This is a genomic window from Dactylosporangium sp. CA-092794 (assembly GCF_050948465.1).
In the GTDB taxonomy this organism is placed as follows: Bacteria; Actinomycetota; Actinomycetes; order Mycobacteriales; family Micromonosporaceae; genus Dactylosporangium.
The window spans coordinates 6,795,942-6,813,232 of record NZ_CP192044.1; the positions used below are offsets into that span (position 1 = coordinate 6,795,942).

At 69.8% G+C, this 17,291-nt stretch carries 16 protein-coding genes and 1 pseudogene; 8 read left to right on the forward strand and 9 right to left on the reverse strand.

The genetic code is table 11. The features are described from left to right. The first annotated feature begins 144 nt into the window (after positions 1–144). Complete coding sequence (locus ACQPXD_RS28820; protein WP_432824442.1) at positions 145–1,431, forward strand: hypothetical protein; 1,287 nt, start codon at positions 145–147, stop codon at positions 1,429–1,431. Between the two features lie 492 nt (positions 1,432–1,923). Here ACQPXD_RS28820 and ACQPXD_RS28825 read toward each other — a convergent pair whose 3' ends face one another. After that, a complete protein-coding gene (locus tag ACQPXD_RS28825; RefSeq protein ID WP_432824443.1) occupies positions 1,924–2,430 on the reverse strand; it encodes a MarR family winged helix-turn-helix transcriptional regulator in 507 nt (168 codons plus the stop codon). A 68-nt stretch (positions 2,431–2,498) separates the two neighbouring features. Here ACQPXD_RS28825 and ACQPXD_RS28830 point away from each other — a divergent pair, with 68 nt between their 5' ends. Continuing rightward, positions 2,499–3,743, forward strand: a complete 1,245-nt coding sequence (locus ACQPXD_RS28830) for an MFS transporter (RefSeq protein WP_432824444.1) — start codon at positions 2,499–2,501, stop codon at positions 3,741–3,743. Positions 3,744–3,827: 84 nt separating this feature from the next. Beyond that, positions 3,828–4,814: an aldo/keto reductase gene (locus tag ACQPXD_RS28835; protein ID WP_432824445.1), complete on the forward strand. Its 987-nt coding sequence runs from the start codon at positions 3,828–3,830 to the stop codon at positions 4,812–4,814. A 270-nt stretch (positions 4,815–5,084) separates the two neighbouring features. Here the strand turns inward: ACQPXD_RS28835 and ACQPXD_RS28840 are convergent, their stop codons facing one another. Both ACQPXD_RS28840 and ACQPXD_RS28845 read right to left on the reverse strand, forming a co-directional pair. Continuing rightward, positions 5,085–5,627 carry a hypothetical protein gene (locus ACQPXD_RS28840; protein WP_432824446.1) on the reverse strand — a complete coding sequence of 181 codons (543 nt, stop codon included), beginning with the start codon at positions 5,625–5,627 and terminating at the stop codon, positions 5,085–5,087. A 560-nt stretch (positions 5,628–6,187) separates the two neighbouring features. Beyond that, positions 6,188–6,454, reverse strand: a complete 267-nt coding sequence (locus ACQPXD_RS28845; RefSeq protein ID WP_432824447.1) for a HEAT repeat domain-containing protein — start codon at positions 6,452–6,454, stop codon at positions 6,188–6,190. An 8-nt stretch (positions 6,455–6,462) separates the two neighbouring features. Between ACQPXD_RS28845 and ACQPXD_RS28850 the strand changes: the two genes are divergently transcribed. Then, on the forward strand, positions 6,463–6,915 hold the full coding sequence (locus ACQPXD_RS28850; protein WP_432824448.1) for a hypothetical protein: 453 nt from the start codon (positions 6,463–6,465) through the stop codon (positions 6,913–6,915). Here the strand turns inward: ACQPXD_RS28850 and ACQPXD_RS28855 are convergent. Further along, positions 6,878–8,008 (reverse strand): FAD-dependent oxidoreductase, encoded by a 1,131-nt coding sequence (locus tag ACQPXD_RS28855; protein WP_432824449.1) that lies wholly within the window; start codon positions 8,006–8,008, stop codon positions 6,878–6,880. The genes ACQPXD_RS28850 and ACQPXD_RS28855 overlap by 38 nt on opposite strands. 24 nt (positions 8,009–8,032) lie before the next feature. On the opposite strand from ACQPXD_RS28855, the gene ACQPXD_RS28860 reads away from it, so the two are divergent. Further along, positions 8,033–8,746 (forward strand): TetR/AcrR family transcriptional regulator, encoded by a 714-nt coding sequence (locus tag ACQPXD_RS28860; protein ID WP_432824450.1) that lies wholly within the window; start codon positions 8,033–8,035, stop codon positions 8,744–8,746. Positions 8,747–8,826: 80 nt separating this feature from the next. Here ACQPXD_RS28860 and ACQPXD_RS28865 read toward each other — a convergent pair whose 3' ends face one another. Then, complete coding sequence (locus tag ACQPXD_RS28865; RefSeq protein ID WP_432824451.1) at positions 8,827–9,582, reverse strand: alpha/beta hydrolase family protein; 756 nt, start codon at positions 9,580–9,582, stop codon at positions 8,827–8,829. A gap of 367 nt (positions 9,583–9,949) precedes the next feature. On the opposite strand from ACQPXD_RS28865, the gene ACQPXD_RS28870 reads away from it, so the two are divergent. The 3 genes and pseudogenes from ACQPXD_RS28870 to ACQPXD_RS28880 all read left to right on the forward strand — a co-directional run bounded on the left by ACQPXD_RS28870 (position 9,950) and on the right by ACQPXD_RS28880 (position 12,469). Continuing rightward, complete coding sequence (locus tag ACQPXD_RS28870; RefSeq protein WP_432824452.1) at positions 9,950–10,387, forward strand: hypothetical protein; 438 nt, start codon at positions 9,950–9,952, stop codon at positions 10,385–10,387. 1,128 nt (positions 10,388–11,515) lie between these two features. After that, a pseudogene (locus ACQPXD_RS28875) lies at positions 11,516–11,677 on the forward strand (IS3 family transposase); the annotation flags it as partial. A gap of 129 nt (positions 11,678–11,806) precedes the next feature. After that, a complete protein-coding gene (locus ACQPXD_RS28880) occupies positions 11,807–12,469 on the forward strand; it encodes an SHOCT domain-containing protein (protein ID WP_432824453.1) in 663 nt (220 codons plus the stop codon). A gap of 93 nt (positions 12,470–12,562) precedes the next feature. On the opposite strand, the gene ACQPXD_RS28885 is transcribed toward ACQPXD_RS28880, so the two are convergent. The 4 genes from ACQPXD_RS28885 to ACQPXD_RS28900 all read right to left on the reverse strand — a co-directional run bounded on the left by ACQPXD_RS28885 (position 12,563) and on the right by ACQPXD_RS28900 (position 17,270). Then, positions 12,563–12,718, reverse strand: a complete 156-nt coding sequence (locus ACQPXD_RS28885) for a hypothetical protein (RefSeq protein ID WP_432824454.1) — start codon at positions 12,716–12,718, stop codon at positions 12,563–12,565. Between the two features lie 245 nt (positions 12,719–12,963). Further along, positions 12,964–14,088, reverse strand: coding sequence for a glycoside hydrolase family 88 protein (locus tag ACQPXD_RS28890; protein ID WP_432824455.1), 1,125 nt, complete (start codon positions 14,086–14,088; stop codon positions 12,964–12,966). Then, the gene (locus ACQPXD_RS28895) at positions 14,085–16,190 is read right to left on the reverse strand and encodes a glycoside hydrolase family 2 TIM barrel-domain containing protein (protein WP_432824456.1); all 2,106 of its coding nucleotides are present in this window, start codon (positions 16,188–16,190) and stop codon (positions 14,085–14,087) included. Before ACQPXD_RS28895 ends, ACQPXD_RS28890 begins: the two co-directional genes overlap by 4 nt. An 81-nt stretch (positions 16,191–16,271) precedes the next feature. Next, positions 16,272–17,270: a LacI family DNA-binding transcriptional regulator gene (locus tag ACQPXD_RS28900; protein ID WP_432824457.1), complete on the reverse strand. Its 999-nt coding sequence runs from the start codon at positions 17,268–17,270 to the stop codon at positions 16,272–16,274. Positions 17,271–17,291: the final 21 nt, after the last annotated feature.

Below are 17,291 nucleotides of genomic sequence, written 5' to 3' on the forward strand. Positions count from 1 at the left end.
GAAAGCCGCCACCGATCCGTTCGCCGCTCGACGAGCGCCCAGACCGCGATCCCCCCGGCCACCGCGACGCCGACCACGACCATCGGTCCGTACCAGAGAAACACCACAATGCCGCCAAGCCCGTCCATGGCGGAAACATCCGCCGTGAACGCCCAGACCGCCCAAACGATCGGCAGTCCCGCACCGATGCCGAGCAAGCCCGACCGCCACCACCCGACCGCCACCACCCGACCGGCGCCGCCGCCCCGTCATCCACGGCGCCAGCCTGCCAGCCGACGCCCAACCGCGCGACAGCCAGCCCGGTACCTTCACAACATCACCACCGCCCCGACCCGGCCAGACCACGTATCCTCCGCTGGCCGGCCGAACATGAGCACCGGAGGTACGCAAGACGTGGGCACCAGCTATGAGAATCTGATGGTGGTCGGTGATCTCGCCGACGTGGTGTCCGCCTTGGGCGCCCTCGGAGCCGACGCGTGGGTGGTGCCCGCTGCGGCGGGTCGGGTGGCGGTGCTCCCGCGCGAGCATGAGTACAACACCGCCGACGTCGACCGGCTGGCCAGGTCGGTCAGCGCAACGCTGCGGACGTCCGTGTTGAGCAATATCGTCTTCGACTCGGACGTGGTGTTCATCAACGTCTACCGCAACGGCGACCGCATCCACGAATACGTTTCCGAGCGGGCAGCACTCGTCGACTGGTTCATCGACGACAACGGCGAGGCCAAGTTCCGCCTCGGTGACGTCGAGTATTCGGCCGACGCGGAGTATCCGAAAGGTCCCGGTGGTGCCGATCCTGACGTGTTCGCGCCGTTCGGCGTGGGCTCGGTGGACCTGGACAGGCTCGGCGTCACGCTGCGCGGCGAGTTCGGTGCCGATGAGCGGATATTCGCCGAGTTTCTGCATCGGCTGATCATGAAGGCGATGAACCTCGACCCGGCCGGGCTCACCACGTCCTTCCGGTGGGCCCGGCAGGACGACCTTCCAGGAGCGGTACGGGTCAAGCCCGCCGATCGTGCGCCGGGAGTCGCCGACGGCTGGACGTTGGTCAAGGTGGTACTGGTGACCGGACTACCGCTGGACGCGGACCTGGTCGCGGCCGGGCAGATCCTCGCCGACACGGTGGCCCGCGGTTCGTTGCCTCTGCGTGCGATTGTCGGCTGCGCCGGCGTGCTGCACGGTGCGGCCGGTGGCGCGGACATCTTCATGGCCCAGACGCGCATGCGGCCCCGCGGGGCGACGTACTACATCGAGCTTCAAGGCTCCGGCGACGACCGGCGGCAGATCCTGGACGCCGCCCGGCAGGTATGGACCCAGGCCTTGCGCGACCGGTACCGGCTGGCCGCCGGCCAGCAACCACAGCTGATCAACGTGACGGACGAGCAGTTCGACCTAGGCTTCGGACGCGCCACCGACTACTGCTCAACGACCTGACGACGAGGCTCCAGCGGAAATCACCCCGCACTGCGGTACCGGCCCGCACCGCCCGGGAGCCGGTGCCGCTGGTCGCGCGATGCCCGCCGACGACCCAGTGGTGCTCCGCCCGCCCCAACGCCACGGCGCGATCACGTCCCAGACGGCTGGGCGCTGCACCCCGCGCAGCGCGGTGCAGGGACCGGAAGTCTCCGTGATCATGCACAACCGGCGTCGACACCACCGGTTTTTCATGATCACGGAGCGCTGATGTACTCCCGTGTACCGAAAGTCTCCGGGATCATGGCAAACCCGGTGTGCGGTCACCGCGAGCATCATGATCACGGAGACATAGACCACCAGCGCGAACTGACGATCTTGGTTTCCCGATCTGCCGCGACGGATCCGTCACCGATAGCGACGTCGGTGCGAGTCGGCCACATTCGGGAGTGCCGGGGGCTCGACTTGGCACCAGTCTGGGCATCGGCCGACGGCGAGCAACTCGGCAAGGAGTTAGTCCAGTGACAGCATCACCTTGCGTAGCAGTCCGTTGAGCTGCACCAAGTCGTCGTGCGAGAGTGCACCGAGCAGTTGCTGGTCGCGCGCCATGGCCTCGAAGATGTATTTGCTCCAGGCCGCGCGGCCGTCTGTGGTCGGCCGGATGATCACTCGCCGCCGGTCGGTCGCGTCCACCTCGCGATGCACGAGCCCAGCGGCCACCAGTCTGTCGAGTCGGCTGGTCATCGCGGCCCGGGTCACGTGGGTCGCCTCGGCCAGTTGCGCCGGGCTCGCCTCGGTCGGGTACGGCTGGACCATCAGCGCGTGCAGCGTCCTGTAGTCCTCCATCGTGAAGTCCTCAGCATCGGCGAACGCTGCTGCGTCCGCCTGCCGCAGGTACCGCAAAATCTGACTCATCCGGACCAACACGCCCTCGACCTCCGGCACGAACGCGGGGTCGTCCTTCCAGAACGCCGCCCAGCGTGCCACATGGTGGTCGACGTCGTCCCTTGCCTCCGTCATACCGCCATTCTGCCACCGTCTGATTATTAGATTGTGAATAGTTAGACAGTGAACTACCGTACCGATCCATGACACGGATCTCCGACTTCCGCCTGCTCGCCACCGGCCAGACGCTCTCCTGGGTCGGCAACGGCTTCCAGACCGTGGCGCTCGCCGTCGCCGTCGTCCAGGCGGGAGGCGGCGCCCGCGATCTCGGCCTGGTCATGGCCTGCTCAGTCACCGCCATGCTGGCCTGCACGCTGTTCGGCGGCGTCTGGGCCGACCGGTTGCAACCCCAGCGCGTCATGATCGTGTCCGACCTGGTCCGCCTGCTCGGCGCGGCGGCGATGGCAGTCATGTTCGCCGTGGGTGACTACCACCTGCTCCTGCTCTGCGCGCTCGCCACGATCTCGGCGGGCGCCGGCAGCTTCTTCAGCCCGGCGATGATCGCACTCAAGCCGCTCCTCGTCCCGGCCGGCAAGCGGCAAGCGGCGAACGCGACGCTCAGCATGCTCCAGACCGGCAGTTCGGTGGCGGGCCCCGCACTCGGCGGTCTTACCGTCGCCGCCCTCGGCGCACCGGCCGGCTTCGCCGTCAACGCCCTCAGCTTCCTCGCCTCGATGGCCGCGGCGCTGCTGCTCCGCGTGCGCACCGAGCGCGGCCCGCGCGCGTCGATGCTCCGCGAGCTCGCCGACGGATGGCGCGAGGTCAGCAGCCGCGACTGGCTGGTCGGCGGCCTGTTCGGCGCCACGGTGTACCACATCGCCAACGGGGTCATCCTCGTCCTGGTCCAGGTGGTCGCCATCGAACGCCTCGGCGGCGCCGCGGCCGCCGGCTTCATCGCCTCGGCCGAAGGTCTCGGCGGGGTGATCGGCGCGGCCGTCGCGATGCGCCTCAGACCCAAGCGCCTGCTGCGCGCCGGCTGGCTCACCCTGATGCTCATGCCGCTGTGGGCGCTGGCGTATGTCTGGCCCGCCCAGCTCACCGCCGTGCTGGCCGGCGCGATCATCGGCTACGCCGGCCTGATCTACTTCGATGTCGCCTGGGAGACCGCCATCCAGGACAACGTGCCGCACCGCGCCCTCGGACGCGTGGGCTCGTGGGACACCCTCACCTCGTTCATCGCCATGCCTGTCGGCAACGTGCTGGCGGGGCCGCTTTCACAAGCGTATGGCATTGACCGGGTTCTCACGGTATGCGCGGGAGTCCTCTTCACCGCGGCCTTGTCCCAGCTATGCGTCCCCGGCTCCCGCCGGCTCACCCGGGCGACACCCGAGCAGGCCGAACCGCCGACTCCCCTACCGGCCGGAATAGCCGCACCAGCAGAAGCCTGACGGAACAAGGCGACCCGCCCGCCGAGCAGCAGTCCTCCGGCTGACGCAGAAGATTTTGTCGTACCCCGGGTGCATGATGCTGGCATGGTGAAGGGCGACGAGATCGTGGAGCTGGGGCGCACCGGGCTGCGGGTGAGCCGACTGGGCCTCGGGCTGGCGTCGCTGGGCGGGCTGTTCGAACCGGTGAGCGACGAGCAGGCAGCGGCCACCGTCGACCGAGCGTGGCAACTCGGCGTCCGGCTGTTCGACACGGCGCCCGTCTACGGCTACGGCCGCTCGGAGACCCGCGCCGGCCGGGCGCTGCGTCCGCGGCCCCGCGACGACTACGTGCTGTGCACGAAGATCGGCCGGCTGATCGAGCCGGGTGGGCCCGCCACCCAGCCGATCTGGGCCGATCCACCGCCGGGTGTCGGCCCGCGCCTCGACTTCTCCCGCGCGGCGGTGCTGCGCTCGGTCGAGGACAGCCTGGCCCGGCTCGGCCTGGACCGGATCGACGTGCTGCACGTCCACGACCCCGACGAGGACTACCCGGCGGCCCTCGGGGAGGCGTACCGGGCACTGGACGACCTGCGGCGGGCCGGAGTCGTCCGGGCGGTGTCGCTCGGTGTCAACCACGCCGACGCGGCCGCCCGGTTCCTGCGCGAGGCGCCACCGCCGGGTCCCGACTGCGTGCTGCTCGCCGGACGATACACGCTGCTGGACCAGTCCGGACTCGCCGACTTCCTGCCGCTGTGCGTGACGAGGGGCGTCGCGGTGATCGCCGCGGGCGTGTTCCAGGGCGGGCTCCTCACGCAGCCCCGCACCCGAAACGCGCCGCCCGCGATGCGCGAGCGGATCGCGGCGCTCCGCGCGATCTGCGCCGAGGCCGACGTGCCGCCGCTCGCGGCCGCGATCCAATTCCCGTTCGGGCACCCCGCCGTCGCCACCGTGCTGGCCGGTGCGCGATCGCCGGCCGAGATCGAGACGAGCGCCGCCCTGCTCGCGCACCCGATACCAGCCCGGCTGTGGGAGCGGCTACACGCCAGCGGCCTGCTGCCCGCCGACACACCGCTGCCAGCGACGTGTGGTTAGGACCCTGACCGGGTCTCGCCAGTGAGGCAGGCCCTCAGCGTCGAGTGGATCGGGTCAAGCGCCAGCTCGTCGATCTCGACGCCGCCCAGATAAGGAAGTAGCTGTCCGACGGCATCGCGCACTCGGGCCACGTTGCATCGTCCGACATCCATCACGCAGTTCGCGCCAGAGCCTCGAACTCGCTTCCAAACTCAGTCCGTCGGCATACTGCAGCGGTCTGCGGATCACCACGTCGCGTACCCGATCGACGGTGCCCGCGGCGGTGCTCGTTCACCGATCGAAGGTGTGGAGGTTTATGCGGTATCCGCCGGCGGCGCCGTCCTCTGGGTTGATCAGCAGGGTGAAGTCGGGCAGTGCGGTCGGCGCCGGCGCTCCGGCGTCGTCCCGCTGCCCGGGTTCGGCCTCCCACTCGATCAGCGAGATCGTCACGCTCCAGCGACCCGCCGGTAGCGGAACCGCCAGTCCGACGTCGGCCTCGGCGCGGACGTGCTCGATCCCGCTGAGCATCGCGTCACCGGTCGTCATGAGCAGGTAGGGCTCCGACGCCACGAGAACGTAGCGGCGTTCCCGCTCGGTCAGGCGGGCCGGACCCGAGGCGGATCCGACCCGCACGCCAAATCCGAACGCACCGTCACCCTCGATATTCACTGGAACGAAGGCGCCGCCGACGATGTGCCGGACGATGTCTTCGTTCTCCAGCAGCTCCGCCTCCCAGGTCGAGTAGTCCACGACGTTGTCGAACGAGGCAGGTACCCACAATCCGAACATGCCGGCGTCGGTGGCAACGACCCCAGTGACGTCCACCGGCCACACTCCCATCGACGAGCACTCCGGACCGCGGCAGTGCGGCCGCAACCGGTGGCAGTGGAGCGGCGCGGGGCGTTTCATCCGGATCTTACCTATCCGCCCGGAGGCTCCGACGGACAATTGGCTACACCAACTCGAAGTCCCTGCACCCGGCTGGACCGCCACGCACACAAACAGGCGCGAAGACACCCGGTCACGTTGATCATGGCGTACGCACCTGCGACCGTCGGTGCGCGGTGAACCGCCGAAAGCGGCGGGTGGAGCGGGCTGGCAAGTTGGCTGGTAGCCCGACCCGTTGTTCGGCTCGAAGCTCAGCCGAGCCGACGCACTTGCCCAGCACCACTACGGTCACCGGCCGGCGCCGGACCGCGGCTGACGCCTGCCGTGCCCAGCCGGACTCGCCCCGCCACGTCGAAGGCGTGAGGGCCAGCGCCCGGCCCGGCCCCGCGCCGCGTCCGCGGCACCCGAGAGTCCTCGACGGCAGATCGGTGCACCTTTGTACCGGCACTCGCAGCAGTCGCGACTGTCAGCGCGCGGCAGGATCTGTGCGCGGACCGGTTCGCGCCCTACCTGGGAAGCCGGGCGAGTTGGGCGGCCGCTGCCTGTCGCACGGTTGCCTCGGGGTCGTCGGCAAGGCGATGCAGGATGTCGCTGAGGTCTTCGGGTGCGAGGTGCCGGGCCACGAGCGCGACCCGTTGGCGGACCGTCGGGTCGGGGTCGTTCGTGAGTGCGGTGACCAGGCGGGCCCAGCGTGACGAGTTGTCGCCGACGGTGGCGAGCCCGCTGAGGGTCGCGGCGCGTACCGCAGGGCCGGGGTCTCGGGCCAGCAGCATGAGTTGCGGTGCGGCTCGTGGATCGGCAGCCCGGCGATCTCGGCCTGCAAGCCGTCCTGGTCGTCACCGAGATCACGGTCCGCGGCCAGCAGCAGCGCGGGCAGCGCCGCCACACCGGCGATACCGGCCAGCACCCCGGCAATGAGGTCCCGGCCGTAGAAGTTCTCTTCGTCGAGGAAGCGTTCGAGTGCCTCCCGCAGCCGCGGTACCAGGCTGATATCCCCAGAACCCGCGAGTGCGTTCACGGTCGGCGCGATCGCCTCATAGTCGGCCGCGCCCTCCTGCAACCCATGCGCGACCACGGACTCAAGCGCTGCACCGTTGTCGACCACCACGCCACCCTGCCACACCGTCCGAGCCGACAGGTGCGCGAAGGCAAACGGTACAACCCCTCCAGAGCGAGGCCGGCTGCGTCGCGTGTTGTCAGTCTGCGGGTGCCGGCTCGGTGGGCCGCGGCGTGAAGAAGCGGATGATGTCGTCGGCGGCGGTTGGGGACAGCATCATGGCCTGGACTCGTGCGGACATCTCGGCGATCGGGTCGATTCTGATGTACATCGCCTCCTCGTACCTCCGGATCGCCGAGTCCGGGTCGGCGGGGTTGGTGACGAGTTCGCCGGCGAGTTCGGCGGCGTCGAGCATGGCTTGGTTGGCGCCCTCGCCGACCGGCGGCATGAGGTGCGCGGCGTCGCCGATGAGCGTGATGCCCGGCTGGTGGGACCAGCGTGTACCGGTGGGCATCGCCTCGATCCTGCGTGGGGTCGGCGGGCCGTCGCCGGCTTCGATGAGCGCGGTGAGGCTGGGGTTCCAGCCGTCGAACATGTCCAGCAGAGCGCGCTTGCTGCGGTAGGTGTCCAGGTGGCCACCGTCCGCGGGTAGGGAGATCCCGACTCGGATGCTGCCGTCGCCTTGGCGCTGTGCTGCCAGGATCTGGTTCACGCCGATGCACCAGAGGTTTCCGGGGCCGACCAGCTCGGCGAGATCCGGGTGGCGCCGGTTGGCATCGCTGATGCTCAGCTCTACCAAGGTGGCCACGGAGTACAGTCGGGCGTCGGTCAGCAGCGACCGGACGACCGAGCGTGCGCCGTCAGCGCCGATGAGGACGTCGCAGTCGGCGCTGCGGCCGCCATCGAACGTCAGCCCGAAGCCTCCGCCGGGTCGTGGCGCCGCCGCGACGAGCCGGTGCTGCCAGGCCACCGCGTCGGCGGGGAGCGAATCGAGCAGCAGATCACGCAGCGCGCTGCGGTCGATCTCGGGGCGTCCGGAGAACGAGCCGGGTTGTGGCTTGTGGTGCACGAGGGTACGTCCGGCCGGGTCGAGGATGCGATGCTCCTCCCCCTCCGGCCGGGCCTCGGACCGGAATCGGCCGGTGAGGCCCGCATCGGCCAGGGCCTGTTGCCCGGACTCCGGGTGCAGGTCGAGCATTCCGCCCTGCGCTCGGGCGGATCGGCTTGCCTCGCGTTCGTACACCACCGCGCCGATGCCGTGCCGGTGCAGGATTCGGGCCAGCGTCAGGCCGCCGAGACCACCGCCGGCGATCGCGATTCGCATCATCATCTCCGCTACCGTACGCTGTATCTTATGGATACGACGTACGGTAGCGCACCGCTGCCCGTCTGGGAACGGCCCGAGCCTCAGCCGCGGGCGGCGCCGGTGCCGCTGAGCCGCGCGAAGATCGCCACCACGGCGATCCGGCTCGCCGACGCACACGGCCTCGACGGGCTATCGGTCCGCAAGATCGCCAAAGAGCTGGGCGTCGGCCCCATGCGGCTCTACGACTACGTGATCAACAGATCCGAGCTGCTCGATCTGATGGTCGACGCCGTCTATGCCCAGATCGCCGAGGCCGGCCAGCAGGCCGAGTGGCGCGCCACGGTACTGGCCATCGTTCACCGGACCCGCGTTGCCGCCCTTGATCATGAGTGGTTCGCCGACCTGCTCGGCGCAAGGCCACACTTAGGACCTCACGCGCTCGCCGTGGGCGAATCGACCGCGGCGGCGCTCAGCCAGGCCCCCGGCGTGCGCGGTATCGACGACCTCCAGCGGGCCTTGGGCGCCCTCAACGCGTTCATCGTCGGAGCGCTCCGCAGGGAGATCACCGAGCGCCGCACCGCCCGTTCCACCGGCACCGACGTGTCCGCCTGGCAGGCCGCCCTCGGACCCTACCTGACACGCATGCTCGAAACCGGCCGCTACCCCACCGTCGCCCGGCTCGTCATCGACGGCGCTCACCTCAACGCCGAGGAAACCTTCCACCACAACCTGATCACCATCCTGGACGGCATCAGCCGATGATGACTGCGGTGTCCCGGACTCGGCCCACGCCGGGACACCAACGGCGGCGGGTGGATCCGCATTGCAGTTGGAGCGTTCCGTTAGCGCAGCGTCGCCAGAATGTGGTCGGCCGCTTGTGTGACGGCCTGCCGCGAGGCGTCGGTGTCATCGAGGGTGTCGAAGGCGTGCCGCCCGGCTGGTACGTCGACGATGGTCAGATTCGCCTCGGCGATCCGCGCCGCGGCCACGAACTCCGCGACGGTGGCGGCGATGTCCGGACGCTCCAGCCCCACCCGGGTGAGCACGATCGGCAGCTCGTTGGCCCGCATAGCGCCGGCCACCCCGGCCGCGGCCGCCGCACCGACGGCCCCGACCGCGTCGATCGGCCGGAAGCTCGGCTCGACGGAGCCGCCCAGCCGCGGGTAGGTCAGGGCGACGCAGCGCAGCCACGACGGCGGACTACGGAGCCAGCCGGCGCACAGTGGCCCGCCACCGGAGAAGAACCACAGTGCGATGCGGTCGCCGTCGACGCGCGGGTCCTCGCGAACCCGGTCGACCACTTCGCGAACCCGCGCGGCGGACCGCGAGTAGGCGTCGAGACTGTGCAGCGGATGGTCGAAGGCCACGGCGACGACGCCGCGGCCGGCCAGCAGCGAGCCGTAACCGCGATAGACCGGCCAGTCCCGCGGCGTGGGTGTACGGTCCGCCGGCACCGGACCACCGTGGACAAGCACCACTGCGGGCCGGGAGCGTCCGGCGCTCACATCGGGCAGGTAGAGGTCCGCCGTATCGCGACGCTCCGGCTCAACCGGGTCGACCGGAACCACGAACGGTTCCAGGTAATCGGGACGCTGCACACCGGCCAGCGTATGCAATCGCGCCGTCGACACCTATGGCGACGAGCGCCGGCCGGCTCGATGCCCGCTAACGCGCTCGGACATGCGCAGGTCCTCGACGATGACGACTTTGTCGAGTACGGCATGAGCGGCCCAGAAGACGTCCAGCCGTGCCGGGACCGCGCGAACTCAGCCGCCAGCTCGGACCACGCGCCAGAGCCCATGCCCCGCACCGCGGAAACGACTTCCACCCAACAGTCGACGACGCTGCCCGGTCGGCGCTGGCGTTCCGGCGACCCCGTCGATGTACTCAACCGGCCGACGCGGATGGGCGCAACCGGCAGTGGGGTGAGGGGCCTTGGCAATCTGGATTGTGACCGTCGGTCTGATGGCCGAGTTCGTGGTCTTCGGCATGGTGTTCGCCGCCGTCGGCGCCATCGCGGCCGCGGTGCTCGGCCTCGTCATCGTCGTCGTGTACGTGTGGCAGGCCGGCAAGGTACTCAAGCAGCGCGAACTGACTCACTTCGCCCACATCGTGCTCGCCCCGCTGATCGGCCTGCCCGTCGGGTACTTCTTCGCGCACACCGACCCCGGCACGTTCACGAGGATCGACGAGCCGGGCACCCCGACGCCGGTCAAGGTCGCGGTCATCCTTGCCGGCCTCTACGGCATCTGGGTAGCGCCGCTGCACGCCCCGTCCATGCTGCTGGACCACTCCGCCGAGGACGGTGCGTCAGCGCGGTTCTACTGGGCGCTGTCCTACCTCGCGTTCGCCGTCGCCGGATGGGCGTACGGGACGCTCAACATCGCCTTCCAACACGGCTAACGCCGACCCACGGAACCACCAATCATGCCGCCGTTTGTGCGCGGCTCCGGGAGACCCGCCCCGGACCGAGACCTGCGCACTTCGTCTCGGCAAGGCCTCTGAGCTGCTGATTTGCCTCTGCCCCACGGTGCGCTTGGGGGCGCGTTTCGGGTGCAGAAGATGGATCGCACCTGCGCCAAGCAGAGTGCCGTCCAGCCGCGATCGCCGGCGTGTCAGCTCGTTGCCCTTGAAGCAACGACGATCACCCGCACCCCAATCAGCCCAAACCCTCGCACAGCAGCCGGAACCACAACCGGCACCACGTATAACGCCAGAACTTCCCCGAACCCGGCCACCGTCGGGACAACCGAGGCAGAACCGTAAGCACCGAACTGGCATGGCGCCTGCGGATCTCGCGCACCCGGCTGCCGCTGCGAAGCCGGCACGCCCCTTGATCAGGTGTGCGGATTTGCCGATGAGCGTGCGTGCAGCGTCGTTGTGAAAACGTTCGCAAGAATGGCGCCGGCGGCTCGTTCGGATAATGGCTGGAGCGTTTCGCGCCTGACATTTCGCAGCGACGGCGTTGACGCGTCGGCGGGTGCGATGTGCCGCTGCCTACAGGTCCGCTCGTTGCCGCGGTGGCGGGCCAGCGCGGCGGGCCGGGTGTGCACCGGGGCTGGCGGACCGGGCTGGGTCGATCGGCGCCAGGCGTCTGGTCCGGCACGGTGGTGTGGTGGTCCGGACTGGTGTCACGCGCGCGAGGTCCGGCCTGTTCAGTAGTTGTTTCCGGGGTCGGAACGGGCGCCGTCTCGGGCGCCGTGTCGTCCCGCCGATCCTCGACGGTGGTCGCCGGTGGGGTGGTGCCGTGGATGCGGCGGAGCTTGTCGGCGTGACGTCTGGCCAGCCCCCAGGCCCGGTGTCGTTCGTGTTCCCGGCGGAATTGTTCTTTTGCCGGGCAATAACGGCGCGACCTGGTCCGGTCGCGCATGGCAGCCAATTCGCTCCTGGTAAAAAGGCTGTAGCTGCGCCATTCATTGATTCTCCCAGAACCCCGCCGCAACCACCGCCCCGACCATCGACGAAGAATGTCAAATGGCGCACGCTCATGCCGCGGTCTGTGCGCGGGGAGGTGGCTGATTCGGGGGGTGGCCCTGGCGCGGGCTTGACGACCTGGAGATGGCCACCGTCGAGTACATCGACTGGTACAACAACCGGCGCCTGCACGGCGAGCTCGGGCACGTCCCGCCCGCCGAACACGAAGCGCTACACGCGATGACCCACCCACTCACCGCAACCCTGGAAACCAAATAACTTCGTCTCCATCAAACCCGGGGCTTGACACTGGTGCCTCCGTCGGCTTCCGGATAGGACGTTACCGATGCTGGTGCCACACTGTGCGCCGTCTCGCAATCGACCCGGGAGGTCGGATTGAAAGTCAGCGTGCGGGAAGTCCTGAGCCTGGTGATCGGCCTCGGCGGCGTCGCCCTGCTGGCGAACGGCATCTACCACCTTCTCGACGTCGGCACCTGCGGGACGGGCGGTCCCCATGCGATCGCGCACGAGTGCCCGCAGGGCTCCGGGATCTGGGGCTCGCTCCTCCCCGTCGGCCTGATCCTGTGGTTCATCGGCCTGTTCGTGAGCAAGGAGGGTCTGGTCAAGCCGGGCGCCGGGCAGATCGTGTGGAGCGCCCTGTTCGCCGGCGGCGGCTTTATCCTGCTGTGCCTGGTCCTCACGCAGCCCGCCCTCGGCCCCGGCTCGCAGCTCGCCGCCTACATCATGGCCGCGGTCTTCCTCCCGCTCGGCCTCGGCATCTGGATCCCCACCCTACTCAAGCTCCGGCGCAAGCAGCACGACAGCGCGGAACCGCAGACGACCACCGCCGCGATGGCCGACGACCGCACAGCCCGGACGAAGCAACTGCACCAACTGCGCAGCGACAAGGCGCTGACGCGGGCTGAGTTCGATCAGCTCAAGCGCGACCCCGCCGGGTTCGGCGACCGGCTCGATCTGATCCAGCAGCTGGCCGGCCTGAAGGCAGCGGGCCTGCTGTCCGTGGAGGAGTTCGCCGCCAAGAAGCACACCGTCATGCTCGGCGGCTCGTAGGACAGCTGTCGGACGCCGAGTTTCCGCAGGCTCCGCCGGGTGAACAGCGCCCGCAGTCCGGTGGCGGTCGCGACGATGAACCCTTCGTCGCCGTTACTGATCCGGCCGGGATGCTTTACGCACGTGCCGCGATACGCTCGCCGCCTTGCGGTATTGCCGCAGCGAGGCGACGACGTTGCCGTGCCGGACCTTGTCATAGGACATCATCGGCAGCGCGAGCTCGCGTCGGTCACCGGCGACGGGCAGCACGGGCGCGGCACCACGACCGCACGGCTTCCGGCGCGACGAAGTCGCCATCCAGATGCTCGACGGTAGCGTCGCTGCTTCCGGCCAAGCCTAAAAAAATCGTTGTACCGCAACAGCTTCGGCGGCGATCATTGATTCGTGCGCACTCCACGGCAGTTCCCGCTGCGGCTCGGCGCCCCGGGTACCGCGCCGGAGGCGCTGCTGCCCATCGTCGTCACGGTCGACGACGCGCACTGGCCGTTCCGGCGTCATGATGTGAGCGCGGCGACCTCCGCTCCGGCCATGAGGAATGCGCCCACCCCGAAGTCGGCGGTCCGGCCAGGGTCGACCGCGGCCGGCGCGGCCCCGACGTCCTGGCAGTAGCCCAGAAAGCCGTCGGCCCGCACCGCCGTCGCGACCATGCCGTTCCAGGCCCGGGCCAGGACCGGTAGGTAGGTCGCCCGGTCGAGGAGGCCCGCGCCGATGCCGTAGGCGATGCCGAAGGCGAAGAACGCGGTGCCGCTCGTCTCCGGGCCGCCGAAGTGGTCGGGGTCGGCGAGGTTCACGTTCCAGAAGCCGTCGGAGCGCTGCAGCGGGGCCAGCGTCGCGGCCATGGAGCGCAGGGTGTTCGCGTACTCCGGGCCGCGCTTGTTGCTCAGCGGGACCACCTTCAGGACCTTCGCGTGCGCGGCGATGGCCCAGCCGTTGCCGCGCGACCAGAGGACCGGCTTGCCCGACGGGCTCGCCTGGGCGGAGCCGTCGATGGTGTAGGCGCTGTCGCGGTACCACAGCGCCGTCGATTCGGCCGCCAGGCCGGTGACCCGGCCCTGCTGGTCGGGCTGGAGCCGCTTGGTGGAGTGGTACAGCTGGTACATCGTCAGCCAGAAGCTGGTGTCGTTGCGCAGTGCGCCGAGGCGGGCGAACGGCGGCATGGCCATGTGCAGGGCGTCGACCCACCACCAGTCGTCGCGGGCGGTCGAGTTCACCATCCGGCGCAGGCTGTCCTCGATCGCGGCGATCTTGTTCGCGCCGCCGAGGAGCTCGTACAGGTCGAGGTAGGTCTGGCCGGCGCAGTGGTTGTCGGCGATCCGGGTCGTGTTGCCACCGTTGAGGCCGTACGCGCTCTGCTCGGCCCAGGCCACCGCATAGTCGAGGTATTTGCGCGTCCCGGAGGCCCGGTAGTGGGCCATGTTGCCGCAGAAGTACGTGGCCCGGGCCCACTGGTTGTTGCCGGGGTTGGCGTTGGCGGCGATCCAGTAGTCGTTCACCCGCTGCATGACCGCGAGCACCTGGGCCCGGGTCGGCAGCTGGCTGGACGGGGCGGCGAGTGCCACGCCCGGGACGGCCGCGAGCCCGAGCGCGGACCCGGCCGCCAGCAGTGCCCTGCGGTTCATCCCAGCCTCCAGGTGACGGTGTCGGTCTGTACGGTGCCATTGACGGTGGCGGTGACGGTGACGGTGTTGTCGCCCGCGCGCAGGGTCACGCCGGTCCACTTGAAGATCCGGTCGGTGCTGGACCGGCTGCCCAGGGAGGTGCCGTTCAGCGTGGCGGTGACCGTCGGCGCGTTGGAGTACACCTTGATCTCGGTTGATGCATCGGTGCGCTGCGTCCACCGCCGGCTCGTGATGTAGAGCGTCGGGGTGCTCGCCCAGTTGGCCTTATACCAGTAGTAGGAGTCCTTGCGGACCAGGCGGTCGCGGGTGACCAGTCCCTTGTCGTTGATCCCGGGCTGGGCACCTTCGGCGCGCCCGTCGGAGGCGAAGTCGAACATGTTCCATACGAATGTGCCCCAGATGTACTGTCGCGTCGCGAGCTGCTTCCAGGAGGCCTCGTGCAGCAGTGACTGGTACTCCTCCGGATGCCACTGGCCGTCGGTCTGCGGCTTGGCCGGGTTGAGCGCGTGCTGGGTGACGTTGGCCCCGGCGCCGTATTCCGACAGTGCGATCTTCTGGGCCGGGTTCGCGGTGTGGCGGGCGTCGGCCCAGCCGCCGAGGTCGTTCGTCGTGCCGTCGTACCACCCGTAGTACTTGTTGTAGCCGGTGGTCTCGGTGTGCGCGGCGACCGCGCTGCCGTCCGCGACGCAGCAGCTCGCGTAGGTGGAGATCCGGTCGGGGTCCTCGGTGTCGGCCAGGGCGGCGAGCCCGTCGAGCAGCGAGTTGGTCGCGGCGTTGTCGGTGCGCTGCTCGTTGCCGATGCCCCAGAACACGATCGACGGGTGGTTGTAGTTCTGCCGGATCAGCTCGCGCAGCTGCTGCTCGGCGTTGGCGACGAACGCGGCCGAGGCGGTGTTGAGGTCCACGACCGGGATCTCGGCCCAGACCACGAGGCCCATCTGGTCGGCGAGGTCGTAGTCCTTCTGGTCGTGCTGGTAGTGCGCCATGCGTACCGCGTTGGCGCCCATGTCCCGGATCAGGGTCAGGTCCTCGGTGTGGTCGGCGTCGTTGATCGCCCAGCCCTTGCCGGCCCGGTCCTGGTGCAGGTTGACGCCGTGCAGCGCGAGGTGCTGGCCGTTGAGCGAGAACCCGGTCGCGGCGTCGACGGCGTACGTGCGCAGGCCGAGCGGCTCGGTCACCACGTCGGCGACCCGGCCCGTGGCGGCGTCGATGAGCTCGACGTTCACCCGGTACAGATAGGGATCGGCGGTGCCGTTCCACCGGTGCGGAGAGGGGATCGTGACGCCTTGCACGGTGCTGCCGCCCGTGGCCGCCGCGAAGTTCTGGGCCGCGGCGCTCTGGTCGGCGACCACGACACCACCCGCGTCGGTGATGACGGTGCGGACCCTGATCGAGCGGGACGCGGTGAAGTTGTTCCAGAACTTCACCGTCACTTCAACAGCCGCAGTTGTACCGCTGATGCTCCTTTGGCGCACGTAGACGCCCGGGCCCGCGTTGTCGAGCATCCGGATGTTCAGCGGATCGACGGCCCACAGGCTCACGTTGCGGTAGATGCCGCCGTCGAAGCTGTAGTCCGCCTGCAGCGGGGGGATGTCGGGGTTCGCGGCATTGCTGACCCGCACGGCGATGACGCTGTCGCGACCGACGCCGAGCGCGGCGGTGGCGTCGAACCGGAAGCGGGAGTAGCCGCCCCGGTGCACGCCGAGGTACGTGCCGTTGACCCACACGTCGGCGACCTGGTCGGCCCCGGCGAACTGCAGGAAGAGCATCTTGCCGGCGAGCGCGGCGGGCACCGTGTAGTGACGGCGGTACCACCCGGTGCCGCGGTAGTAGTCGCCGCCCCCGTCACCGGCGTCGCCGGCGTTCCAGGTGTGCGGGACGGTGATCGACGACCAGGCGGAGTCGTCGAAGCCGGGCGCCTCGGCCCCGGCGACGTCGCGTTTGACGAACTTCCAGCCCGCGTTGAGGTCGACGCGCTGGCGGGCCGCCGGCGGGGTGTAGGAGGCGACCAAGGCCGGCGCGGCCGCGGCCAGCACTCCGCCGGCCAGGGCGGTGATGACGAGGGTCGTGGCGGCGACCCACCGTCTGACGGCGATTCGCATGAGGTGCGCTCCCGATGCTCCGTATCGAAGGTCTCCGATGGTGGCGTGGATGCAAGGGTGGGCGAAGGACTGGCAGGTTAGCTATCTGTTGCCATAAGTTGCCGCGGCGGTCGAGCCGCGGACCACCAGCCGGCACGGCAGGCTGACCGGATCGAAGACCGGCGGGTGGGCGCCCCGCACGATCGCCAGGATGTGCTGCACGGCCGTGGCCCCCATCGCCCGCAGCGGCGCCGCCACGGTGGTCAGGCCCGGGGCGACCAGGTCGGCGGCGAAGATGTTGTCGAAGCCCACGATGCTGAGCTCGGCCGGGAGGCGGGCACCGGCGCCGGTGAGAGCCCGGATGATCCCGATCGCGATGAGGTCGTTGTACGCCACGACGGCACCGGCCGGGCGGCGACCCAGCTCGACCGCCGCGGCGGCGCCACCGGCGACGGTCGGCGGGAACGGCCCGATCCGCCGGGTGTGCACGCCGAGCCCGGCGGCCACCTCGCGCAGGGACCGCCAGCGGATGCCGTCGACCCACGACGCCTCGGGCCCGGCCACGTACGTGACGCGCCGGTGTCCCAGCCCGGCCAGGTGCTCCACCGCCTGCCGGATCCCGTGCCGGTTGTCCGTGATCACGGACGGCACGTCGGCGACGGCGCGGTTCAGCACGACAACGGGCCGCTGCTTGGCCATCACCCGGATCGCCGGATCCGGCATGCGGGTCGTGGCCAGCACGATTCCCGCGAGGCTCGGCAGTGCCCGCTCCAGCGCCTGCCGTTCCACAGCGCCGGACTCCTGGGCATCGGCGATCAGCACCGTGTAGCCCGCGTCCGCCGCCGCTGCCTGCGCGCCCAGGATGATCTCGTTGTAGAACGGGTTGCTGATGTCGGAGACCATCACGGCGATCATCAGCGACGGCCCGATCGGCGCGACGCCGGCCAGCGAGCTGCTGCGGTAGCCGAGCGCGGCCGCGGCCCGCCGGACACGTTCGGCCGTCGCCGCGTTGACCCGGCCCGGACGGGAAAACGTCCGGGACACGGTCGAGGAGGCGACACCGGCCGCCTTCGCCACGTCGTAGATCGTCGGCGGCCGCATGGGCCGACTCTATGCCCGGGC

Excerpts from the sequence above, each read along its gene's own strand:
- ACQPXD_RS28825 (WP_432824443.1), bottom strand. The coding sequence starts at position 2,430 with ATGACGGAGGCAAGGGACGACGTCGACCACCATGTGGCACGCTGGGCG.
- ACQPXD_RS28830 (WP_432824444.1), top strand. The coding sequence starts at position 2,499 with ATGACACGGATCTCCGACTTCCGCCTGCTCGCCACCGGCCAGACGCTC.
- ACQPXD_RS28835 (WP_432824445.1), top strand. The coding sequence starts at position 3,828 with ATGGTGAAGGGCGACGAGATCGTGGAGCTGGGGCGCACCGGGCTGCGG.
- ACQPXD_RS28845 (WP_432824447.1), bottom strand. The coding sequence starts at position 6,454 with ATGCTGCTGGCCCGAGACCCCGGCCCTGCGGTACGCGCCGCGACCCTC.
- ACQPXD_RS28855 (WP_432824449.1), bottom strand. The coding sequence starts at position 8,008 with ATGATGATGCGAATCGCGATCGCCGGCGGTGGTCTCGGCGGCCTGACG.
- ACQPXD_RS28860 (WP_432824450.1), top strand. The coding sequence starts at position 8,033 with ATGGATACGACGTACGGTAGCGCACCGCTGCCCGTCTGGGAACGGCCC.
- ACQPXD_RS28870 (WP_432824452.1), top strand. The coding sequence starts at position 9,950 with ATGGCCGAGTTCGTGGTCTTCGGCATGGTGTTCGCCGCCGTCGGCGCC.
- ACQPXD_RS28890 (WP_432824455.1), bottom strand. The coding sequence starts at position 14,088 with ATGAACCGCAGGGCACTGCTGGCGGCCGGGTCCGCGCTCGGGCTCGCG.
- ACQPXD_RS28895 (WP_432824456.1), bottom strand. The coding sequence starts at position 16,190 with ATGCGAATCGCCGTCAGACGGTGGGTCGCCGCCACGACCCTCGTCATC.
- ACQPXD_RS28900 (WP_432824457.1), bottom strand. The coding sequence starts at position 17,270 with ATGCGGCCGCCGACGATCTACGACGTGGCGAAGGCGGCCGGTGTCGCC.